Raw genomic sequence first — 18,664 nt, forward strand, 5'->3', positions numbered from 1 at the left:
CCTTCTTCCGATTGATCTCGTTCAACTAGTTGACATGCACAGGGAAGGACTACAACCCTGCAAGTCCCCCCACACCAAGGAGGACCGTGTGCTTTCCCCACGCAAGCTGACGGCGTCCCTGGCCGTCGCGGCGTCGATCGGCGCCGTGGCCGTCGTAGTCGGGCCGGCCGAACCGGCGTCGGCGGTACCGGACACCATCCCGCTCACCCTGAAGAACGACTCGGGCAGCGCCGAACAGGTCTACGTCTACGTGATCGGCACCGAACTCGCCTCGGGGCAGCAGGGGTACGCCGACGAGAGCGGCGCCTTCCACGCCTGGCCGGCCGGTGGCGCCCCGCCCGTCCCGGCGCCCGACGCCTCGTTCGCCGGCCCCGCAAACGGCGGGTCAAAGACCGTTCAGCTTCCGAAGTTCTCCGGCCGGGTCTACTTCTCGTACGGCAAGAAACTCGACTTCCGGCTCGCCGACGGCGGCCTCGTGCAGCCCGCCGTCCAGAACGCCGACGACCCCAACCACGACACGCTGTTCAACTGGACCGAGTACACGCTCAACGACTCCGGGCTGTGGATCAACTCCACCCAGGTGGACATGTTCTCGGCCCCCTACTCCGTCGGTCTGACCGCGGGCGACGGTTCGACCAAGCAGACCGGTTCGCTGAAGCCCGGCGGGTACAAGGCGGTCGCCGACGGGCTCGCCCAGCAGGGCGGCGGCTGGGAAGGGCTGGTCCAGACCCGGGGCGACGGCTCGCCGCTGCGGGTCCTGGCCCCTGGACACGGCGTCGGCTCCGGCGACCTGCCCGCCGGCGTGCTGGACGACTACATCGACCGCGTCTGGAGCAAGTACGCCTCCGAGACGCTGACGGTGACGCCGTTCAAGGAGCAGCCGGACACGAAGTTCTTCGGCAGGGTGAACGGCGACAGGATGGACTTCACCGACGGCAGCGGCGCGGTGGTGACCTCCTTCGAGAAGCCGGACTCCGACTCGGTCTTCGGCTGCTACAACAAGCTCGACGCCCCCAACGACCAGGTGCGCGGCCCCATCTCGCGGACCCTGTGCGCCGCGTACAACCGCACCACGCTGCTCACCAACTCCGAGCAGCCCGACGCCGACGCCTCCGGCTTCTACCGGGACGACGTGACCAACCACTACGCCCGTCTCGTGCACGCGCAGATGCGGGACGGCCAGGCGTACGCCTTCGCCTTCGACGACGTCGGCAACCACGAGTCGCTGGTGCACGACGGCGACCCCAAGGACGCGGCGATCACGCTGGAGTCCTTCGACTGACCGGGCCGGCCCCACCCGCGCCCGAACCGACGCACCACCTTCCCCCCACCCCCGTGCCCGCTCCCGCCCCGTGGGAGCGGGCCCACGAAAGGGAGAGACATGGCCTCCCCACGACTGCTCCGCAGTTGCCTGCTCGCCACCCTGTCCGCCACCCTCGTCGCGGCCGCCGCGGTGACCCCCGCCCAGGCGGAACGCGGTCCGGAGACCGCCGCGGCGGTGACGTTCTCCGACACCTTCGACGGGCCCGCCGGATCGGGCGTCGACGCCTCCAAGTGGCAGCTCGAGACCGGCGACAACGTCAGCAACCACGAGCGGCAGTACTACACGTCCGGCACCGACAACGCGAAGCTCGACGGCCAGGGCAACCTGGTGATCGAGGCCCGCCGCGAGAACCCGGGCAACTACCAGTGCTGGTACGGCACGTGCGAGTACACCTCCGCGCGGCTGAACACCTCCGGCAGGTTCACCGCGACCTACGGCCACGTCGAGGCCCGGATGAAGATCCCGCGCGGGCAGGGCATCTGGCCCGCCTTCTGGATGCTGGGCCAGGACATCGGCGAGGTCGGCTGGCCGAACTCGGGCGAGATCGACGTCATGGAGAACGTCGGGTTCGAGCCGTCCACGGTCCACGGCACCATCCACGGCCCCGGCTACTCCGGCTCGGGCGGCATCGGCGCGGCCTACACGCTGCCGAACGGCGAGGCGTTCGCCGACGCCTTCCACACCTTCGCCGTGGACTGGGCCCCGGACCGGATCACCTGGTCGGTCGACGGCAACGTCTACCAGACCCGTACACCGGCCGACCTGGGCGGCAACGCGTGGGTCTTCGACAAGCCGTTCTTCCTCATCCTGAACCTCGCCGTCGGCGGCTACTGGCCCGGCGACCCCGACGGCTCGACCGCCTTCCCGCAGCAGCTGGTGGTCGACGAGGTGAAGGTGACCACGAGCGACGGCTGACGACCCTCGGGCCCGGCACACCCGGAACCCGCAGCGGACCGCGGTCTTTCCGAGACCGCGGTCCCCGGGCCGCCCGACCCCGGTCAGGGGGACGTCGTCCGGGCGATGTCCGCGGCCGGGGCGTCCTCGTCCGGGGCCGCCGGGGGCGGGAAGATCAGATCCTCGAGCGCGTCCGCGGCGAACAGGAAGGCCATCATCACGACTGGTAGAAGCAGCGCGAGCAGAATCACAGGACCTCCCGGTGGGTCGGTCTGTGGGCTTCGTGGCCCGGCTTCAAGGATGGGCCCGAATGGCCGAACCCGCACGGCGGGAGCCGACGAAGCCGCTATGCCGCGGACAGCACCCCGGGTGATCCTTTGGCCAGTCGTTCACGCATATGCAGAACGAATGTGCGGCGCCACCTCTGCCCACGGCATGCCGTTGAGTACGTATGGAACCTCCCATCGAGATCGACCACAGCGCCGTCGAGGACTGGACCATCGTGGAGATCCGCGGAGAGGTGGACGTGTACACCGTGCCCGTGATCAAGCAGTACATGATCGAGCGACTCGCGGACGGTCACCGTCGGTTCGTCGTCGACCTGCGCGCGGTGGCGTTCATCGACTCCATGGGCCTGGGCGTGCTGGTCGGCGCCCTCAAACGGGTCCAGTCGGTGCACGGCGAGCTGAAACTCGTCATCACGGACGCCAGCACCAAGCAGCTCTTCGCCCTGACCGGCCTGCGGCACGTCTTCCCGATCTACGACTCGGTGTACCAGGCACGCCGCACGTCCTAGGTACCGGCCGCCTGCCTCGGCCCGGCCGGCCGGTCCGGCCGGTCCGGCCGGGTCGCCCGGTCCAGCTCGATGAGGACCGAGTGGTACGCACGGCCGGTCGCGCGGTCCATGCCGATCTCGCACATGCGGTTGGCGGACAGGTGGGCGTCGTAGGCGCGCGAGGTCACCTCCGCGGCCTCCTTCGCCGTCGCCGACGCCGTCAGCTCCTTGTGCAGCATGCCCCGGTCCCCGGCGAAGGCGCAGCACCCGGCGTCGTCCGGGACGACGACCTCGTCGGCGACCGCCTCGGCGACCGCGCGGAGCTGGTCGACGTCGCCCAGGTGCTGCATCGAGCAGGTCGGGTGCAGCACGGCCGAACCGGTGGTACGGCGGATCGTCAGCCGCGGCAGGAGCTCCTCGGCGGCCCACACGACGGAGTCGATCACCTTCAGGCGCCCGTGCAGTTCCCGGTTGGCGTGGGTGAGGTGGGGGACGACCTCGTGCTGGATGCCGAGCGTGCAGGAGGAGGCGTCGACGACGAGCGGGAGCCGTCCGCCGTCGGTCCAGGCCCAGGCGGCCTCGACGACGCGGTTGGCCATCACGGTGTTGCCGTCCGCGTAGCCCTTGGAGTGCCAGATCGTCGAGCAGCAGGTGCCCGCCACGCCGTCCGGGATCCACACCGGCCGGCCGGCGCGGGCCGAGACGTCGACCACGGCCTGCTGGAGCGACGGGATGCCGTCGCCGTCCGGGCCGGCGAAGATCCGGTTCACGCAGGCCGGGTAGTAGACGGCGCTCGCGCCCGCCCGGGAGGTGGACGGCGCGGTGCGGGCGGCGGCGCCCGGGATCTCCGGCAGCCACTCGGGCACCAGATCGGGGCGTACGGCCTTGCGGGCCAGGCCGGTGGCAGCGGTCAGCAGCCGGTCGGCGATCTTCTCGGCCGCGCCGACCGCGAGGCGGGCCGACGCCTCGACGGTCTTGAACCGCTTGGCGGTGAGTGCGGCGATCCGTTCCTCGCGCGGCGAGTGCCTGCGGTGGCGGAAGTCCCTCATCATGGCGCCGGTGTCGATGCCGACCGGGCAGGCGATCGCGCAGGTGGAGTCGCCCGCGCAGGTGTCGACGGCGTCGTAGCCGTAGGAGGCGAGGAGCTGTTCCTCCACCGGTGAGCCGTCCGGTTGCCGCAGCATCTCCCGGCGCAGCACGATGCGTTGGCGCGGGGTCGTCGTCAGGTCGTGACTGGGGCAGGTGGGTTCGCAGAAGCCGCACTCGATGCACGGGTCGGCGACGGGCTCGATGCCGGGGATCGTCTTCAGTCCGCGCAGATGGGCCCTCGGGTCCCGGTCGAGGACGACGCGGGGGGCCAGCACGCCCTCGGGGTCGATCAGCCGCTTGAGCCGCCACATCAACTCGGTGGCCCGGGGCCCCCATTCCAGCTCCAGGAAGGGCGCGATGTTGCGTCCGGTGGCGTGCTCCGCCTTCAGCGACCCGTCGAACCGCTCCACGGTCATCCGGCAGAAGTCGTCCATGAACGCGGCGTACCGGTCGACGTCGGCGGGCTTCGACGCGTCGAAGGCGAGCAGGAAGTGCAGGTTGCCGTGGGCGGCGTGACCGGCGACGGCGGCGTCGAAGCCGTGCTGCGCCTGGAGGCCGAGCAGGTCCTCGCAGGCGTCGGCCAGCCGGGAGGGCGGCACCGCGAAGTCCTCCGTGATCAGGGTGGTGCCCGCCGGGCGGGAGCCGCCGACCGCCGTGACGAAGGCCTTGCGGGCCTTCCAGTAGCCGGAGATCACCTTGGCGTCGCGGGTGAACCCGTTGGTCACCGAGGCGACCGGCGCGACCAGTTCGAGGCGTTCCACGACCCGGGCCGCCGCCTGCTCGAAGGCCGCCTGCGCCGCCTCGTCGGGGGCCCGGAACTCCACCAGCAGCGCCGCCGTCTCCCGCGGCAGACCGGCCCAGTCGGCCGGTACCCCCCGCACGCTCACCGAGGCGCGCAGCGTGTTGCCGTCCATCAGCTCGACGGCGAGGGCCCCGGCCTCGTTGAACAGGGGGACGGCCGCCGCGGCGGCGGTCAGCGAGGGGAAGAAGAGCAGGCCGCTGGAGACCCTGCGGTCCAGCGGCAGGGTGTCGAAGACGACGTCGGAGATGAAGCCGAAGGTGCCCTCGGAGCCGACCATGAGACCACGCAGGATCTCGACGGGCGTGGCGCCGTCCAGGAAGGCGTCCAGCCGGTAGCCGTTGGTGTTCTTGATCTCGTACTTGGCGCGGATGCGGGCGGTGAGTTCCGGGTCCGCCTCGATCTCCGCCTTGAGCGCCAGCAGCCCCGCGCACAGCTCCGGCTCGGTGCGCGCCAGCGACTCGTCCGCGTGCGGGTCGGCCGTGTCGACGACGGTGCCGCCGGGCAGCACGAAGGTCAGTGAGGCGAGGGTGCGGTACGAGTTGCGGGTGGTGCCCGCGGTCATGCCGGAGGCGTTGTTGGCGACCACCCCGCCGACGGTGCAGGCGATGGCGCTGGCCGGGTCGGGCCCGAGGATCCTGCCGTACCGGGCGAGGGTCGCGTTGGCCCGCACGACCGTGGTGCCGGGCCGGATGCGGGCCCGCGCGCCGTCGTCCAGCACCTCGATACCCGTGAAGTACCGCCGCACGTCGACCAGGATGTCCTCACCCTGGGCCTGGCCGTTGAGGCTGGTCCCGGCGGCGCGGAAGACGACCTGGCGGCCGTGGTCGCGCGCGTACGCCAGCACCGCGGCCACGTCCTCGATGTTCTCGGGAAGTACGACGACCTGCGGCACGAACCGGTAGGGGCTCGCGTCGGAGGCGTACTTCACCAGGTCGGAGACCTTCCACCGGACCTTGTCGGGGCCCAGCAGAGCGGTCAGGCCGGCCCGCAGCGGCTCGGGGGTACCCGTGGCCCCGGCGTCGGGCACCCGGTCGGCGGACGCGGCACGGTGCGTGCCGGGACGGAGGGTTTCCGGCTTGGGCTCCAGCAGGGGCATGACGTTCGACTCCCACACGATCTCGGTCGGTGCTGATCAGCGTACGACTGCGGTGCCCGCCGGCCCCGGCGGGACCGGCGGGCACGGAAGGTCAACCGGGCAGGACGGGGCCCGGGCCCTTGCCCTGGCGCTGGCCCTGGCCCTGGCCCTGGCCCGGCAGCAGGGCCACCACGTCGATCTCCACGAGGATGTCCATCAGGTCGGACCCGACCGTGGTGCGCACCGGGCAGGGCTCCTCGAAGAACTCGCGGTAGGCCGCGTCGTACGCGGCGAAGTCCCGCCGGAGGTGCTGGAGGTGCGCCGTGACCTTCACGACGTCCCGCGGGGACAGGCCCCGCGCGGCCAGGACCGCGCCCACGTTGCGCAGCACCTGGGTGGTCTGTGCCCCGACGCCCTCCGGTACGGCGCCCGTGACCGGGTCCTGGGGGCCGAAACCGGCCGTGAACAGGAACCCGCCCGCCGCCACGCCCTGGGAGTAGGCACCCGCGGGACGGGGCGCCCCGTCCGTCTGCACCGCCTGCTTGCCGTTCGGCTCGCTCATCCGGTCAGGTCACCGTCCCGCTCGTTGACGCCCGCGTAGTGGCGGAGCCTGTCCTCGTCCACGCTCACGCCCAGGCCCGGTCCCGAGGGCACCCGCAGCCGGCCGTTCTCCAGGTGCAGCGGCTCGATGATGTCGTCCGCGTGCAGGTAGTACATGCTGTCGATGGCCCGCGACAGGACGGGCGTGCTCGACACGACGGCCAGGTGCGCGGCCGTGGCGATGCCGAGTTCGCCACCGCTGTGCAGGTTCATGCCCAGGCCGAATGTCTCGCAGTGCGCGGCGAGCGCCTTCGTCGCGGCGATGCCGCCCCACTTGTAGACGTCGCCGTGGATGACGTCGACCGCGTTCAGGCGCATGGCCGGGGCGAAGTCCTCGAAGCGGACGACGCACATGTTGGTGCACAGCGGGATGCGTACCTTGGCCTTCACCTGGGCCATGCCCTCGATGCCGACGCAGGGGTCCTCCAGGTACTCCAGGTCCAGTTCCTCGAGGGCGATGCCGGCCCGCACCGAGTCGGGGACCGACCAGGCGGCGTTCGGGTCGACCCGCAGGTTCACGCCGGGCAACGCCTCGCGGACCGCGCGCAGGATGGCCACGTCGCCCGCGCAGTCCTTGGTGCCCTTGAGCTTGACGGCGTCGAAACCGCCCTCCTCGACGACCCGCACCGCGTGCTCGGCCATCGCCTTCGGCAGGTCGGCGGGGGTCGCACCCGGCGCGTCGGCGCGGGTGATCAGCGCGGTGATCGGGACCTCGTCGCGGACGGCGCCGCCCAGCAGGTCGGTGACGGACTGGCCGGTGGCCTTGCCCATCGCGTCCCAGCAGGCGACGTCGACGGCGGCGATCGCCGCGTATCCGAGGTAGCCGTAGAAGAAGGGCACCATGTGCTGCTTGCGGTGGAAGCCCTCCAGTGCGAACGGGCTGGTCCCGACCAGGTCCGGCACCATCCGGCGCACGATCGCGGCGACCGGCGCGCCCCACATCGTCTCGCCCCAGCCCTCGACGCCCGCGTCGGTGCGCACCCGCACGACGGTACGGGTCTCCCCGGTCTTGGTCTCGAAGGAACTGGTGAAGGGGTTGACGAGTGGCAGGTTCACGACCCACACGTCGACGTCGGTGATCTTCATTTCTTCTCCTCGCATCATCGGGGTCACCGGCTCGCCGCGTCGAAGGCCCGGATCGCGCGGGCCAGTCCCCGCGCCCGGTCGTCCAGGAGCCGGCCGCCCCGGTCGGCGTCGGCGCCGGAGGCGTCGTCGGTGGAGCCGTCGACCCGCTCCCACTCGCCGTGCCGCTCGACGGTCAGGCCGGGGTGGGGCGGGTGGTCGAACAGTGGGGGCGGTTCGACGGGGGTACGGGCCGGCACGGGGGTGCGCACCAGGCCGGGGTGGGCGGCGAGCATGAGGGACGTCTCGAACCAGCCGGCGTGACCCGGGGTGACGTCCGGGCGCCCGGCCTCGTCCTCGCCCGCGGTGAGGGTCCAGTAGGAGCAGGCGGCGACCGTTACCCGGGCGCGCAGTGCGAACCGCTTCACGGCGAGCCGCATGATCTCGTCGTTGCCGCCGTGGCCGTTGACGACCATGATCCGGTGGTAGCCGCTGGTCACGAGCGAGTCGAGGACGTCGTCGAGGACGGCGCCCAGGGTCGCCGCGGAGAGCGAGACGGCCGCCGCGAACAGGTGGTGCGGACTGTGCCCGAAGGGCAGCGCGGGCAGCCGCACGATCTCCGGCACGGAGAGTTCGGCCGACTCGGGGGACTCGGGGGCCTCGCGGTCCAGGAGGTCCAGTGCCCGGTCCACCACCTCCTCGACCAGGAGGGTGTCGGTTCCCATCGGCAGGTGGCCGGCGTGCTGCTCCTGGGAGCCGACGGGCAGCAGGGCGATGCCCCGCTCGCCGGCCCGCCGCACCTGTCGCCAGGTGAGTTCGGTCAGTCTCGATTGGCTCACGGTGCTACCTCTCCGAAACGGGGCCATGGCAGAGTCGGCGCATGGTCCACGAAAGTTCTCCGCTGCGACTGGTCCCCGAGGCCGCGCGGCAACCGGCCGCTCCCGCGGCACCGCGCCGGCTGGGAGCCGTCGAGCTGGTGCCCGGCCGGGTCACGGCGGCCGTACTGTCCATGGGCGGCCGGGTGCTCGACCGCACCGAGGCGTCGTACGACGCGGCCACCGCGACCCCCGCGGACATCGACGGGGCGCTGGCCGGGGTGGCCGGTGTCTTCGCCGCCCACGAGGTCCAGGGGATCGGCGTGGCCGCCGCGGGGCTGGTGGACCCCGGCACGGGACTGATCCTGGAGGTCAACGACGTGCCGGCGCTGCACGGCTTTCCGGTGACGGAGCGGCTGGGCACCCTCACCGGCGCCGGGGTGCACCTGGAGCACCGGGCGCGGCTCCAGGTGCTCGGCGACCGCTGGTTCGGCGCGGGCCGGGGGCGGCGCACCTTCGCCTCGGTCTCGACCGGCGAGGTGCTCGGGGTGGGTGTCCTCTACGACGGTGAGGTGATGGCGCCGCCCGGCGGGCGCAGCGGCGCGCACATGACCGTGTCGGCCAGCGGCGAGCGCTGCACCTGCGGGAACCGGGGCTGCTGGAAGACCCTGGCCACGACCGGCTGGCTGCGGTCCCGGGCGCGGGCCGCGGGGCTCGGGGCGGCGGTGTCGCTGGCCGAGCTGGTCGGCAGCGGGGACCCGCTCGCCGGGCGGGTGGTGGACGAGTACGCGCACAACCTCGCCCTGGGGCTGGTGAACGTGCAGCAGCTCTTCGCGCCCGGCCTGTTCATCCTGCACGGTGAGGCCCGTGAGGGCGGTGAGCGCTTCCGCACCGTGGTGGAGGAACGGCTGCGGGACGCGGTCGCCTTCGCGGGGGCCGAGCAGCCGCGGGTGCTGGTCGGCACCGCCGCGGTCGACGACGTGGCGCTGCTCGGCGGGGCGGGTCTGGTGCTGTCGCACCTCTAGCGTGGGGCGGTTCATCGGCTCGCTTCGTCCGTCGGTTCGTCCGTCGGTTCGTGCGTCGGTTCGTGCGTCGGTTCGTGCGTCGGTTCGTGCGTCGGGGCGGACGCGCGTGCCGCGGCCCGCCGGCCCCGGCGCGGGTCGAGGACCGGTACGGCGTCGAGGAGCTGCCGGGTGTAGGGATGGCGCGGGGTGCGCAGCACCGCCGCCGCCTCGCCGACCTCGACCAGGCTCCCCCGGCTCATCACGGCGACCCGGTCGGCCACCTGCGCCACCACGGCGAGGTTGTGCGAGACGAAGACGTAGGTGAGGCCCAGCCGCTGTTGCAGGTCCGCCAGGAGGTCGAGGACGGTCGCCTGCACGGAGACGTCCAGGGCGCTGGTCGGCTCGTCGAGCACCAGCAGCCGGGGGTGGAGCGCCAGGGCCCGCGCGATCGAGACGCGCTGGCGCTGGCCGCCGGAGAACTCGTGCGGGTAGCGGTCCTGGATGCCGGCGTCCAGGCCGACGGCCTCCAGGAGTTCCCCGACCCGCTGCCGGTTGCCGGCCCGTGCGCGCCGTCCGCGTGCCTCGGGGTCGTGCGTGACCAGCGGTTCGGCCACGATGTCGGTGATGCGCATGCGCGGGTTCATGCTGGAGTAGGGGTCCTGGAGCACGACCTGCATCTGCCGTCGTACGCCGCGCAGTTGGGAGGCGGTGAGGGCGGCGAGGTCCTGCCCGTCGAAGCGCACGCTTCCGGCGGTCGGTTCGAGGAGTCCGAGGAGCAGCCGGGTGAGGGTGGTCTTGCCGCAGCCGGACTCGCCGACCAGGGCCATGGTCTCGCCCTCGCGGACTTCGAGCGACACGTCGTCGACGGCGACGTTCGGGCGCCTGCCGCCGAACTCCTTGCGCAGGCCGTCGAGTTCGAGAAGGGGCCCGGCATGTGTGGGCGTGGCCGTGGGGGCGGGGGTGTCGGTCGCGTCGGTGCTCATGCCGCCTCCAGTCGAGGGGTGGCCGCCAGGAGCCTGCGGGTGTAGTCGTCGGCCGGGCGGTCGAAGACGTCGAGGACGTCGCCGGTCTCGACGACCTTGCCCTGGTTCATGACCACGACCCGGTCGGCGGTCTCGGCGACGACCGCGAGGTCGTGGGTGATGAGTACGACGGCCATGTCGTGCTTGTGCTGGAGCGTGACCAGGAGGTCGAGGATCTGGCGCTGCACGGTGACGTCCAGGGCGGTGGTCGGCTCGTCGGCGATGAGGACGCGGGGGCGGGCCACCAGCGCCGTCGCGATCATCACGCGCTGGCGCAGGCCGCCGGAGAGTTCGTGCGGGTACTGGCGGTAGCGCAGGGCCGGGTCGGGGATGCCGACCTCGTCGAGGGCCGCCAGCGCGGCCTCCTTGGCCTCGGCGCGGGACATGCCGGTGTGGTGCCTGAGGACCTCGGCCACCTGGGCGCCCACGCGCTGGAGCGGGTCGAGGCAGGTCATCGGGTCCTGGAAGACCATGGCGATGTCGCGGCCCCGGACCCGGCCGAGTTCCTTCTCGGACAGCCGCAGCAGGTCGCGTCCGTCGAAGCGGATCTCGCCGCTCGTGTAGACGCACGGCGGGCTCGGGTTGAGACGCAGGACGGAGAGCGCGGTGGCGCTCTTGCCGCTGCCGGACTCCCCCACCACGGCGAGGGTCTCGCCGGCCCGGACGTGGAGGGAGACGTCCCGGACGGCGTGGACGACGGAGCCCGCCAGCTGGAAGTCGACACTGAGGCCGTCGATCTCGAGGAGCGGTCGCTGGTCGGCGGGCCGCCGGGGCGTGTCCCCCGTGGGCCGGCCGGGGCCGGTGGTCGGTCGGTCGTTGGTCATCGGCGGTAGGCCTTCGGGTCCGCGACGTCCCGCAGGGCGTCGCCGGTGATGTTGATGGCGAGGGAGGTCAGCATCAGCGCGATGCCGGGGAAGACGGCGACCCACCAGGAGGTGCCCAGGTAGAGCTGGCCGTCGGCGAGCATGCCGCCCCAGGTGACCGTCTCCTTGGGGACGCCCAGGCCGAGATAGCTGAGGGAGGCCTCGGCGACGATGGCGGCGGCGACGTGCAGGGTGCCGATGGTGGCCAGCGGCGCCATCACGTTGGGCAGCAGGTGGCGGCGCATGATGGTGACGTCCGTGACGCCGATCGCGCGGGCCTCGGTGACGAAGTCGCGGGTGCGCAGCGACATCACCTCGGAGCGCACGACACGCGCGTAGGAGACCCAGCCGGTGAAGCCGAGCACCACGATCACGACCCACAGGCCGGAGCCGAGGAAGCCGACGACGGCGAGGGCCAGCAGGAGGGAGGGGAAGGCGAGCTGGACGTCGGCGAGCCGCATGAGGGTGCGGTCGGCCCAGCCGCCGAAGTATCCGGAGGCGAGGCCCACGACCGTACCGATGACGCCGGCGAGCAGTGCGGCGCCGGCGCCGACGAGCAGGGAGACCCGGGTGCCGTGGACGACGCGGGAGAGCATGTCGCGGCCGAGCTGGTCGGTGCCGAGCAGGTGGGCGCCGCTGCCGCCGTCCTGCCAGGCGGGGGGTCGCAGCCGCAGCAGGAGGTTCTGCGCGTTGGGGTCGTAGGGGGCGATCAGCGGGGCGAACAGGGCGGCGAACAGCAGCAGTACGAGCACGGCGAGGGCCAGTACGGCGAGCTTGTTGCGCAGCAGGCCGCGCAGGACGACGGAGCCGGAGCCGGAGCCGGAGCCGCTGGACGGCTTCTTGTCCGGGGTCACGTCGGTCGCGGCCGGTGACATGACGGTCATCGGGACGTCCTCACCCTCGGGTCGAGGAAGCTGTAGGAGAGGTCGACGAGCAGGTTCACCACGACGAAGGTGGCGGCGAAGAACAGGACGGTGGCCTGGACGAGCGGGAAGTCGCGGTTGGAGATCGCCTCGACGGTCAGCTGGCCCACCCCGGGCCAGGAGAAGACCCGTTCGGTGAGGATCGCCCCGCCGAGCAGGTTGCCGACCTCCAGGCCGACGACGGTCACCACCGGCAGCGAGGCGTTGCGCAGTCCGTGCCTGAGCACCACCTGCAGCGGCCCGAACCCCTTGGCGCGGGCGCTGCGGATGTGGTCGGAGGACAGGACGTCGATCAGCGAGGAGCGCAGCAGGCGGGCTACGACGGCGACGGAGTACACGGCGAGGGTGACGGCGGGCAGCACCAGGTTGGCGATGGTGCCGTAGCCGGAGGCGGGCAGGGCCCGCAGCCAGACGGCGAAGACCAGGATGAGCAGGATGCCGACCCAGAACGGCGGGGTGGACTGGCCGAGCAGGACGCCGGTCATCACGGTCTTGTCGGTGCCCCGGCCGCGGCGCATGGCGGCGACGATGCCCGCCGGGATCGCGACGACGAGGGTCACCGCGAGCGCGGCGGCGGCCAGTTCGATCGTGGCGGGCAGCCGGTCGGCGAGGATCTCGCTCACGGGCTGGCCGTAGACGAGGGAGTCGCCGAAGTCGAGGTGGAGCAGTCCCCACAGGTAGTCGAGGTACTGGGCGAACAGGGACTGGTCCAGGCCCAGGGAGTGGCGCAGCACCTGTTCCTGTTCGGCCGTGGCGTCCGGCGGCAGCAGGATCTTCACCGGGTCGCCGGACAGGCGGACGAGGAAGAAGGCGACGGTCGCCGTGCAGAACAGCACCAACAGGGCGGTGAGCAGGCGCTTGAGCACCCCTCGCAGGGGGCCCGTCCGGTCCGTGCGGCGGGCCGGGGCGGCCGCCGGGGCGGGTGGTTTGTCGAGGGTGAGGGCGCTCATCGGGAGACCTCCGCGCTCTCCATCGAGAGGACGCCCGCGGCTCCCGGCGTCCAGCGGGGCCGGTCGTTGCGGGCGATGATGTTGTCGATCTGGTAGAGGAAGACGAAGGGTGCTTCCCGGCGCATCAGCCGTTGCAGGTCCGAGAAGGCCGCTTCGCGCCGGCGGGGGTCCTCGGAGAGTTCCTCGGCGTCGATGAGGCGGTCGGCCTCGGCGGAGTGCCAGCGGCTCTGGCGGCGGTCGCTGCGCACGTTGGACTGGACGATACTCGCGCCGTCCATCGTCCAGACGGTGCTGGCGGCGAGGTAGATCGGGCCGAGCGCGCCGCGGTTGTCGGAGGTGAGGCGGGCCGAGTAGGTGCCGGGGTCGAGCAGGTTGACGCGGGCGTCCACCCCGGCCCTGGCGAGGAGTCCGGACAGGGCCTCGGCGACGTTGGCGTCGACGTTGGAGGCGGTGAGCGTGGTGGAGAAGCCGTGCGGGTGGCCGGCCTCGGCGAGTAGTCGCCGCGCGGTGTCGACGGAGCGGGTGAAGGGCTTGACGGCGGGGTCGAAGCCGAAGGAGCCGCGCGGGACGAGTGCGGGCGTCTCGGTGGCCTTGCCGCCGAGCACGGCCTTGATGAGCAGCGGGACGTCGATCGCGTGGTTGAGCGCCTGGCGTACCCGGCGGTCCTGGAGCGGGCCGTTCTCCAGGGTGTTCAGGGACAGGTAGGCGGTGCGGATCCCCGTGTAGCCGTCGATGGTGATGCCGCCGTAGCCGTCGAGCTGCTGGGCGGCGTCCGGGGTGAGCCCGGCGACGAGGTCGACGCCGCCGCTCTGCAGGGCGGCCAGGGAGGACGAGGCGTTGGGGGCGGGGCTGAAGACGAGCCCGTCGACGGCCGGGCGTCCGTTCCAGTGGCCGTCGTAGGCCCGCATCCGCAGTTCGTGGTCGCGCTGCCAGCTCGTGAAGGTGAAGGGGCCGGTGCCGACGGGGTGGTCGGCGAAGGCCGCGTCGCCCACGTCGGCGAGGTGGCGGGGCGGTACGACGACGCCGCCGAACAGGGAGAGCTTGGCGGGCAGGATGGGGTCGTGCACGGTGGTGTGGATGTCGACGGTGAGCCGGTCGACGACGGTGACACCCTTGACGAAGCGCAGCTCGACGATGGGTGACTTGGTCGCCGGGTCGAGCAGTCGCTCGATGCTGAAGGCCACGGCGCGCGCGTCGCACACCTCGCCGTTGTGGAAGGTCACCCCCGGGCGGAGGACGAAGCGCCAGGTACGCGCGTCGGTGGCCTTCCAGGAGAGGGCGAGCCTGGGGTGCAGCCGGTTGTCCCGGCCGCGGGTGGTGAGGGTGTCGAACATGTTGATCAGGACGTTCATCGACACCATGTCGCCCTGCTTCTGGGGGTCCAGCGTCTTCGGGTCGCCCGTCTGGGAAACCCGCAGGACGTTGCCGGCCCGGTCCGCGGCGGCGGTCGTGCCGCACGCGCTCAGGAGCGCGGGAGCGCTGAGCGCTCCGAGCAGCAGACCACCGGTCCGCAGGACCCGGCGTCGGCTGGGACGGCTGCGGTCCACCGTGCGCCCCTGAAGATTTCGTTCCATTGAACAACACCTCCGTTCCGTCAGATGGAATGCGGTTGGGTTAAGCTAAGCGACATGGTGAAAGCGGTCAACACCCGGTCGGTCGACCAGGAACTCGTGAAGGGCCCCGTCGACAAGGCGATGGAGGTGCTCGATGCGCTCGTCCAGCCCGGCGGACCCCACCGGTTGGGAGAGATCGCGCGCCGCACCGGACTGACCAAGCCGACCGTCCACCGGCATCTGCGGACCATGGCGGAGTACGGCTTCGCGGAACCCGCCGAGGGCGGCAGCTACCGCCCGGGGCCCCGGCTGCTGGGGCTGGCGGCGGCGGCCCTGAGTGACAGCCGGGTGCTGGAGCTGACCAGGCCCGCCCTCGCCGACCTGCGCCGGCGCACCGGTCATGTCGCGTTCTACGCGGTGCGCCACGCGTCGGACGCCGTGTACCTGGAGCAGTCGGAACCGGCCCGTGAGTACCGGATGGGCACCCGGCCCGGCCACCGGTCGCCGCTCCACACCTGCGGCGTGGGGCTCGCCATGCTCTCCGCGCTGCCCGCCGGGGAGGCCGAGGCGGTCGTGGACGCACCGGACCTGGAGGCGCGCACGCCGAGCACGCCCACCGACCCGGCCGCGCTGCGGGCGGTGCTCGCGCGGGCCGCGCTGTGCGGCTACGCCGTGGACGACGAGTACGACGAGGCGGACGTGCGGTCGGTGGCGGCTCCCGTGCTGGACGCGGAGGGCCGGGCCGTGGGTGCCATCGGCATCGCGGGACTGATCTTCACCCTCGACCCCGGCAGTGTGGAGGTGTTCGGGCCGATGGTGCGGGCCGCCGCGCGCACGGTGTCCGCCGGGCTCGGCGCACGCACCCCCGTACTCGGCGTGGTGGACACGGTACGGGGAGGCGAGGAGGCGTGAGCGCCCTGGCCGAACTGCTCACCGAAGGACGGGAACAGCGGATCTTCTCCGGCGCCGCCTGGTCCGTCGGGGGCCCCCGGGGGCCGCTGGACCGGGGCTGGACCGGTACCCGCCGCTGGGACGGACCGCCGCTGGACGGCGACGACCTGTGGGACCTCGCCTCGGTCACCAAGCCGATCGCCGGTCTCGTGGTCATGGCGCTCGTCGAGCGCGGCATGCTCGGCCTCGACGACACCGTGGGCGCATACCTTCCGGACTACCGGGACGGCGACAAGGCGGAGCTGACCGTGCGTCAACTCCTCACGCACACCTCGGGGATACCCGGCCAGGTGCCGCTGTACCGCGATCACCCCACCCGTGCGGCGCTGCTGGAGGCGGTACGGCTGCTGCCGTTGACCGCGGAGCCCGGCACCCGCGTCCAGTACTCCTCGCAGGGCTTCATCGTCCTCGGCCTGATCGCCGAGGCGGCGGCCGGGGAGCCGCTGGACACGCTGGTGGAGCGGCTGGTGTGCGCGCCGCTCGGTTTGCGCGACACCGTCTTCCGGCCGGACGCCGGGCGCCGGGCGCGGGCGGTGGCCACCGAGGACTGCCCCTGGCGCGGCCGCCGGGTGGTGGGCGAGGTCCACGACGAGAACGCGGTGGTGCTCGGCGGGGTCGGCGGGCACGCGGGCCTGTTCTCCACCCTGGCGGACATGGAACGGCTGGGCGCCGCCCTCGCTGCCGGCGGCCGGGGCCTCCTGCGGCCCGAGACCTTCGCCCTGATGACGGCCGCCCACACGGACGGCCTGGCGCTGCGGCGCGCCCTGGCCTGGCAGGGCCGCGACCCGGTCGGCTCCCCCGCCGGGGAGGTGTTCGGCCCGGAGTCGTACGGCCACACGGGCTTCACCGGCACCAGCCTGTGGGTCGACCCGGCCACACGACGGTACGCCGTGCTGCTCACCAACCGGGTGCACCCGACGAGGACGGGCGACGGGATCGTCGCCCTGCGCCGGGCGTTCCACGACGCGGCCGCCGTGCTGCCCCCGGTGGCTGCCGGGGGCCGCCACGGTGTGGAATGAGCCGGTGAACTCCTCCGCACCGGGCGCCGAGCGCCCCGAACGCGCCCGCCCCGCCGCCCAGAGCCTCACCGGTGTCGGCCTCGCCGTCCTCGACCCTGCCGGACGGGTGCTGCTGGGGCTCGGTCACGACGGACGCTGGGAGCTGCCCGGCGGCAAGGTCGACGCGGGCGAGGACTTCGAGGCGGCCGCCGCCCGGGAGTTGGCGGAGGAGACCGGGCTCGTGGTGGCCCCCGCGGAGGTGCGGGTGCTGGCCGTGCTCGTCGACGGCGTGGGCGGGCTGACCCGGGTGACGGCGGCGGCCGTCACCGGGCGGGCGGCCGGGGCGCCCCGGGTCACCGAGCCGGACAAGATCGAGCGCTGGGAGTGGTTCACCCGCGAGTCGCTCCCGTCCGCGCTGTTCCCGCCGTCCGCCTCGGTCCTGGACTGCCTGTGGCCCGGGGCGGAGCGGCGGGGTGCGGACGGAGTCCGGCACTATGCGGTGGCCGCTCCCGCCGTGAAGGGCAGCACGAGCCGGGACGGGTGCGCCGCGTCGCGGTAGATCGCCCCCGGCAGCGGTTTGTGCACCGCGGTCCCGGCGCGGGACGGGAACCCGCGCCGTTCCGCCACGTCCATTGACATGAACGCGCTACGGCGCAACGCTGAGAGCGCTCTCAGAATCGGTACGGACCAATTCCCCCACACCCGCACGGAGGTGGAGAGTGCTCTCCCGACTCGGACACCGTCTGCTCGCCGTGGCCGCGGCGGCAGGCCTGACCGGCGCCCTGCTCTCGTTCGGCGCCGCGCCACCCGCGGACGCCGCGGTGCCCGCCACCATCCCCCTGAAGATCACCAACAACTCCGCCCGTGGCGACGCCGTCCACATCTACAACCTGGGCACCTCGCTGACGACCGGCCGGCAGGGCTGGGCGGACGAGAACGGCACCTTCCACGCCTGGCCCGCCGGCGGCAATCCCCCCACTCCCGCACCGGACGCGTCCATTGCCGGACCGGCCGCGGGACAGACCAAGACCATCCGGATCCCGAAGCTGTCGGGACGCATCTACTTCTCCTACGGCCAGAAGCTGGACTTCCGGCTCACCACAGGCGGCCTGGTCCAGCCCGCCGTGCAGAACCCTAGCGACCCGAACCGCAACATCCTCTTCAACTGGTCCGAGTACACGCTCAACGACGGCGGGCTGTGGCTGAACAGCACCCAGGTCGACATGTTCTCCGCGCCGTACACGGTCGGCGTGCAGCGCGCCGACGGCGGCGTGACCAGCGCCGGACAGCTCAAGGCCGGTGGCTACCGCGGGGTGTTCGACGCGCTGCGGGCCCAGCCGGGCTGGGGCGGGCTGATCCAGACCCGGCCCGACGGCACCGTACTGCGGGCGCTGGCACCGCTGTACGGGGTGGAGACCGGGGCGCTGCCCGCGTCGGTCATGGACGACTACATCAACCGGGTCTGGCAGAAGTACGCGACGACCACGCTCACCGTCACGCCCTTCGGGGACCGGCCGGACACCAAGTACTCCGGGCGCGTCTCGGGCAACGTCATGAACTTCACCAACACCTCCGGCGCGGTCGTCACCAGCTTCCAGAAGCCCGACGCCTCCAGCGTCTTCGGCTGCCACCGGCTGCTGGACGCTCCCAACGACCAGGTGCGCGGGCCGATCTCCCGCACGCTCTGCGCCGGCTTCAACCGCTCGACGCTGCTGAGCAACCCCAACCAGCCCGATCCCTCGGCGGCGAACTTCTACCGGGACTCCGTGACCAACCACTACGCCCGGATCATCCACGAGCGCATGGCCGACGGGAAGGCGTACGCGTTCGCCTTCGACGACGTCGGCAACCACGAGTCGCTGGTGCACGACGGCAACCCGGCCGAGGCCAGGCTCACGCTCGCCCCGCTCGACTGAGCCGGCGGCGGGCACGCGTCCGCCCCCGTCCTCGGCCGGTGCGGTGGA

At 72.5% G+C, this 18,664-nt stretch carries 17 protein-coding genes and 1 pseudogene; 8 read left to right on the plus strand and 10 right to left on the minus strand.

Going from position 1 to position 18,664, the window contains the following annotated elements:
* Positions 1-88: 88 nt before the first annotated feature.
* Positions 89-1,282: a glycoside hydrolase family 64 protein gene (locus Sru02f_RS21890; protein WP_109032328.1), complete on the plus strand. Its 1,194-nt coding sequence runs from the start codon at positions 89-91 to the stop codon at positions 1,280-1,282.
* A 99-nt stretch (positions 1,283-1,381) separates the two neighbouring features.
* Positions 1,382-2,233: pseudogene (locus Sru02f_RS21895) on the plus strand (glycoside hydrolase family 16 protein); the annotation flags it as partial.
* An 89-nt stretch (positions 2,234-2,322) separates the two neighbouring features.
* Here the strand turns inward: Sru02f_RS21895 and Sru02f_RS21900 are convergent.
* Positions 2,323-2,469, minus strand: a complete 147-nt coding sequence (locus Sru02f_RS21900; RefSeq protein WP_109032326.1) for a hypothetical protein — start codon at positions 2,467-2,469, stop codon at positions 2,323-2,325.
* A gap of 200 nt (positions 2,470-2,669) precedes the next feature.
* On the opposite strand from Sru02f_RS21900, the gene Sru02f_RS21905 reads away from it, so the two are divergent.
* The gene (locus Sru02f_RS21905; protein WP_109032325.1) at positions 2,670-3,014 is read left to right on the plus strand and encodes an STAS domain-containing protein; all 345 of its coding nucleotides are present in this window, start codon (positions 2,670-2,672) and stop codon (positions 3,012-3,014) included.
* Here the strand turns inward: Sru02f_RS21905 and Sru02f_RS21910 are convergent.
* From Sru02f_RS21910 to Sru02f_RS21925, 4 genes are all read right to left on the minus strand, one after another.
* On the minus strand, positions 3,011-5,980 hold the full coding sequence (locus tag Sru02f_RS21910; protein ID WP_109032324.1) for an FAD-binding and (Fe-S)-binding domain-containing protein: 2,970 nt from the start codon (positions 5,978-5,980) through the stop codon (positions 3,011-3,013). The genes Sru02f_RS21905 and Sru02f_RS21910 overlap by 4 nt on opposite strands.
* Positions 5,981-6,071: 91 nt before the next feature.
* Positions 6,072-6,521 carry a RidA family protein gene (locus Sru02f_RS21915; RefSeq protein ID WP_109032323.1) on the minus strand — a complete coding sequence of 150 codons (450 nt, stop codon included), beginning with the start codon at positions 6,519-6,521 and terminating at the stop codon, positions 6,072-6,074.
* Positions 6,518-7,645: a mandelate racemase/muconate lactonizing enzyme family protein gene (locus tag Sru02f_RS21920; protein WP_109032322.1), complete on the minus strand. Its 1,128-nt coding sequence runs from the start codon at positions 7,643-7,645 to the stop codon at positions 6,518-6,520. Before Sru02f_RS21920 ends, Sru02f_RS21915 begins: the two co-directional genes overlap by 4 nt.
* Before the next feature lie 23 nt (positions 7,646-7,668).
* Positions 7,669-8,460, minus strand: a complete 792-nt coding sequence (locus Sru02f_RS21925) for a creatininase family protein (protein WP_109032321.1) — start codon at positions 8,458-8,460, stop codon at positions 7,669-7,671.
* A 41-nt stretch (positions 8,461-8,501) separates the two neighbouring features.
* On the opposite strand from Sru02f_RS21925, the gene Sru02f_RS21930 reads away from it, so the two are divergent.
* The gene (locus tag Sru02f_RS21930; RefSeq protein WP_109032320.1) at positions 8,502-9,461 is read left to right on the plus strand and encodes an ROK family protein; all 960 of its coding nucleotides are present in this window, start codon (positions 8,502-8,504) and stop codon (positions 9,459-9,461) included.
* A gap of 11 nt (positions 9,462-9,472) precedes the next feature.
* Here Sru02f_RS21930 and Sru02f_RS21935 read toward each other — a convergent pair whose 3' ends face one another.
* From Sru02f_RS21935 to Sru02f_RS21955, 5 genes are read right to left on the minus strand one after another with little or no spacing between them, the layout of a single operon-like run.
* Complete coding sequence (locus tag Sru02f_RS21935; protein ID WP_109032319.1) at positions 9,473-10,423, minus strand: ATP-binding cassette domain-containing protein; 951 nt, start codon at positions 10,421-10,423, stop codon at positions 9,473-9,475.
* Complete coding sequence (locus Sru02f_RS21940; RefSeq protein ID WP_109032318.1) at positions 10,420-11,286, minus strand: ATP-binding cassette domain-containing protein; 867 nt, start codon at positions 11,284-11,286, stop codon at positions 10,420-10,422. The genes Sru02f_RS21935 and Sru02f_RS21940 overlap by 4 nt, the downstream gene beginning before the upstream one ends.
* A complete protein-coding gene (locus Sru02f_RS21945; RefSeq protein ID WP_244941853.1) occupies positions 11,283-12,209 on the minus strand; it encodes an ABC transporter permease in 927 nt (308 codons plus the stop codon). The genes Sru02f_RS21940 and Sru02f_RS21945 overlap by 4 nt, the downstream gene beginning before the upstream one ends.
* Positions 12,206-13,198 carry an ABC transporter permease gene (locus tag Sru02f_RS21950; RefSeq protein WP_109032317.1) on the minus strand — a complete coding sequence of 331 codons (993 nt, stop codon included), beginning with the start codon at positions 13,196-13,198 and terminating at the stop codon, positions 12,206-12,208. Before Sru02f_RS21950 ends, Sru02f_RS21945 begins: the two co-directional genes overlap by 4 nt.
* Positions 13,195-14,772: an ABC transporter substrate-binding protein gene (locus Sru02f_RS21955; protein WP_167469556.1), complete on the minus strand. Its 1,578-nt coding sequence runs from the start codon at positions 14,770-14,772 to the stop codon at positions 13,195-13,197. The genes Sru02f_RS21950 and Sru02f_RS21955 overlap by 4 nt, the downstream gene beginning before the upstream one ends.
* Before the next feature lie 54 nt (positions 14,773-14,826).
* Here Sru02f_RS21955 and Sru02f_RS21960 point away from each other — a divergent pair, with 54 nt between their 5' ends.
* The 4 genes from Sru02f_RS21960 to Sru02f_RS21975 all read left to right on the plus strand — a co-directional run bounded on the left by Sru02f_RS21960 (position 14,827) and on the right by Sru02f_RS21975 (position 18,616).
* Entirely contained in the window at positions 14,827-15,663 is an 837-nt protein-coding gene (locus Sru02f_RS21960) for an IclR family transcriptional regulator (protein ID WP_109032315.1), read from the plus strand.
* Positions 15,660-16,721: a serine hydrolase domain-containing protein gene (locus tag Sru02f_RS21965; protein WP_109032314.1), complete on the plus strand. Its 1,062-nt coding sequence runs from the start codon at positions 15,660-15,662 to the stop codon at positions 16,719-16,721. The genes Sru02f_RS21960 and Sru02f_RS21965 overlap by 4 nt, the downstream gene beginning before the upstream one ends.
* A 4-nt stretch (positions 16,722-16,725) precedes the next feature.
* Positions 16,726-17,259: an NUDIX domain-containing protein gene (locus tag Sru02f_RS21970; protein ID WP_109032313.1), complete on the plus strand. Its 534-nt coding sequence runs from the start codon at positions 16,726-16,728 to the stop codon at positions 17,257-17,259.
* Between the two features lie 160 nt (positions 17,260-17,419).
* On the plus strand, positions 17,420-18,616 hold the full coding sequence (locus Sru02f_RS21975) for a glycoside hydrolase family 64 protein (RefSeq protein ID WP_109032312.1): 1,197 nt from the start codon (positions 17,420-17,422) through the stop codon (positions 18,614-18,616).
* Positions 18,617-18,664 lie beyond the last annotated feature (48 nt).

The organism is Streptomyces rubrogriseus, assembly GCF_027947575.1.
In the GTDB taxonomy this organism is placed as follows: domain Bacteria; phylum Actinomycetota; class Actinomycetes; order Streptomycetales; family Streptomycetaceae; genus Streptomyces; species Streptomyces rubrogriseus.

Bases quoted from the DNA above. Each gene is read 5' to 3' on its own strand.
- Sru02f_RS21940 (WP_109032318.1), bottom strand. From the start codon at position 11,286: ATGACCAACGACCGACCGACCACCGGCCCCGGCCGGCCCACGGGGGAC.
- Sru02f_RS21950 (WP_109032317.1), bottom strand. From the start codon at position 13,198: ATGAGCGCCCTCACCCTCGACAAACCACCCGCCCCGGCGGCCGCCCCG.
- Sru02f_RS21935 (WP_109032319.1), bottom strand. From the start codon at position 10,423: ATGAGCACCGACGCGACCGACACCCCCGCCCCCACGGCCACGCCCACA.
- Sru02f_RS21905 (WP_109032325.1), top strand. From the start codon at position 2,670: ATGGAACCTCCCATCGAGATCGACCACAGCGCCGTCGAGGACTGGACC.
- Sru02f_RS21930 (WP_109032320.1), top strand. From the start codon at position 8,502: ATGGTCCACGAAAGTTCTCCGCTGCGACTGGTCCCCGAGGCCGCGCGG.
- Sru02f_RS21955 (WP_167469556.1), bottom strand. From the start codon at position 14,772: ATGGAACGAAATCTTCAGGGGCGCACGGTGGACCGCAGCCGTCCCAGC.
- Sru02f_RS21960 (WP_109032315.1), top strand. From the start codon at position 14,827: ATGGTGAAAGCGGTCAACACCCGGTCGGTCGACCAGGAACTCGTGAAG.
- Sru02f_RS21915 (WP_109032323.1), bottom strand. From the start codon at position 6,521: ATGAGCGAGCCGAACGGCAAGCAGGCGGTGCAGACGGACGGGGCGCCC.
- Sru02f_RS21920 (WP_109032322.1), bottom strand. From the start codon at position 7,645: ATGAAGATCACCGACGTCGACGTGTGGGTCGTGAACCTGCCACTCGTC.
- Sru02f_RS21910 (WP_109032324.1), bottom strand. From the start codon at position 5,980: ATGCCCCTGCTGGAGCCCAAGCCGGAAACCCTCCGTCCCGGCACGCAC.
- Sru02f_RS21945 (WP_244941853.1), bottom strand. From the start codon at position 12,209: ATGACCGTCATGTCACCGGCCGCGACCGACGTGACCCCGGACAAGAAG.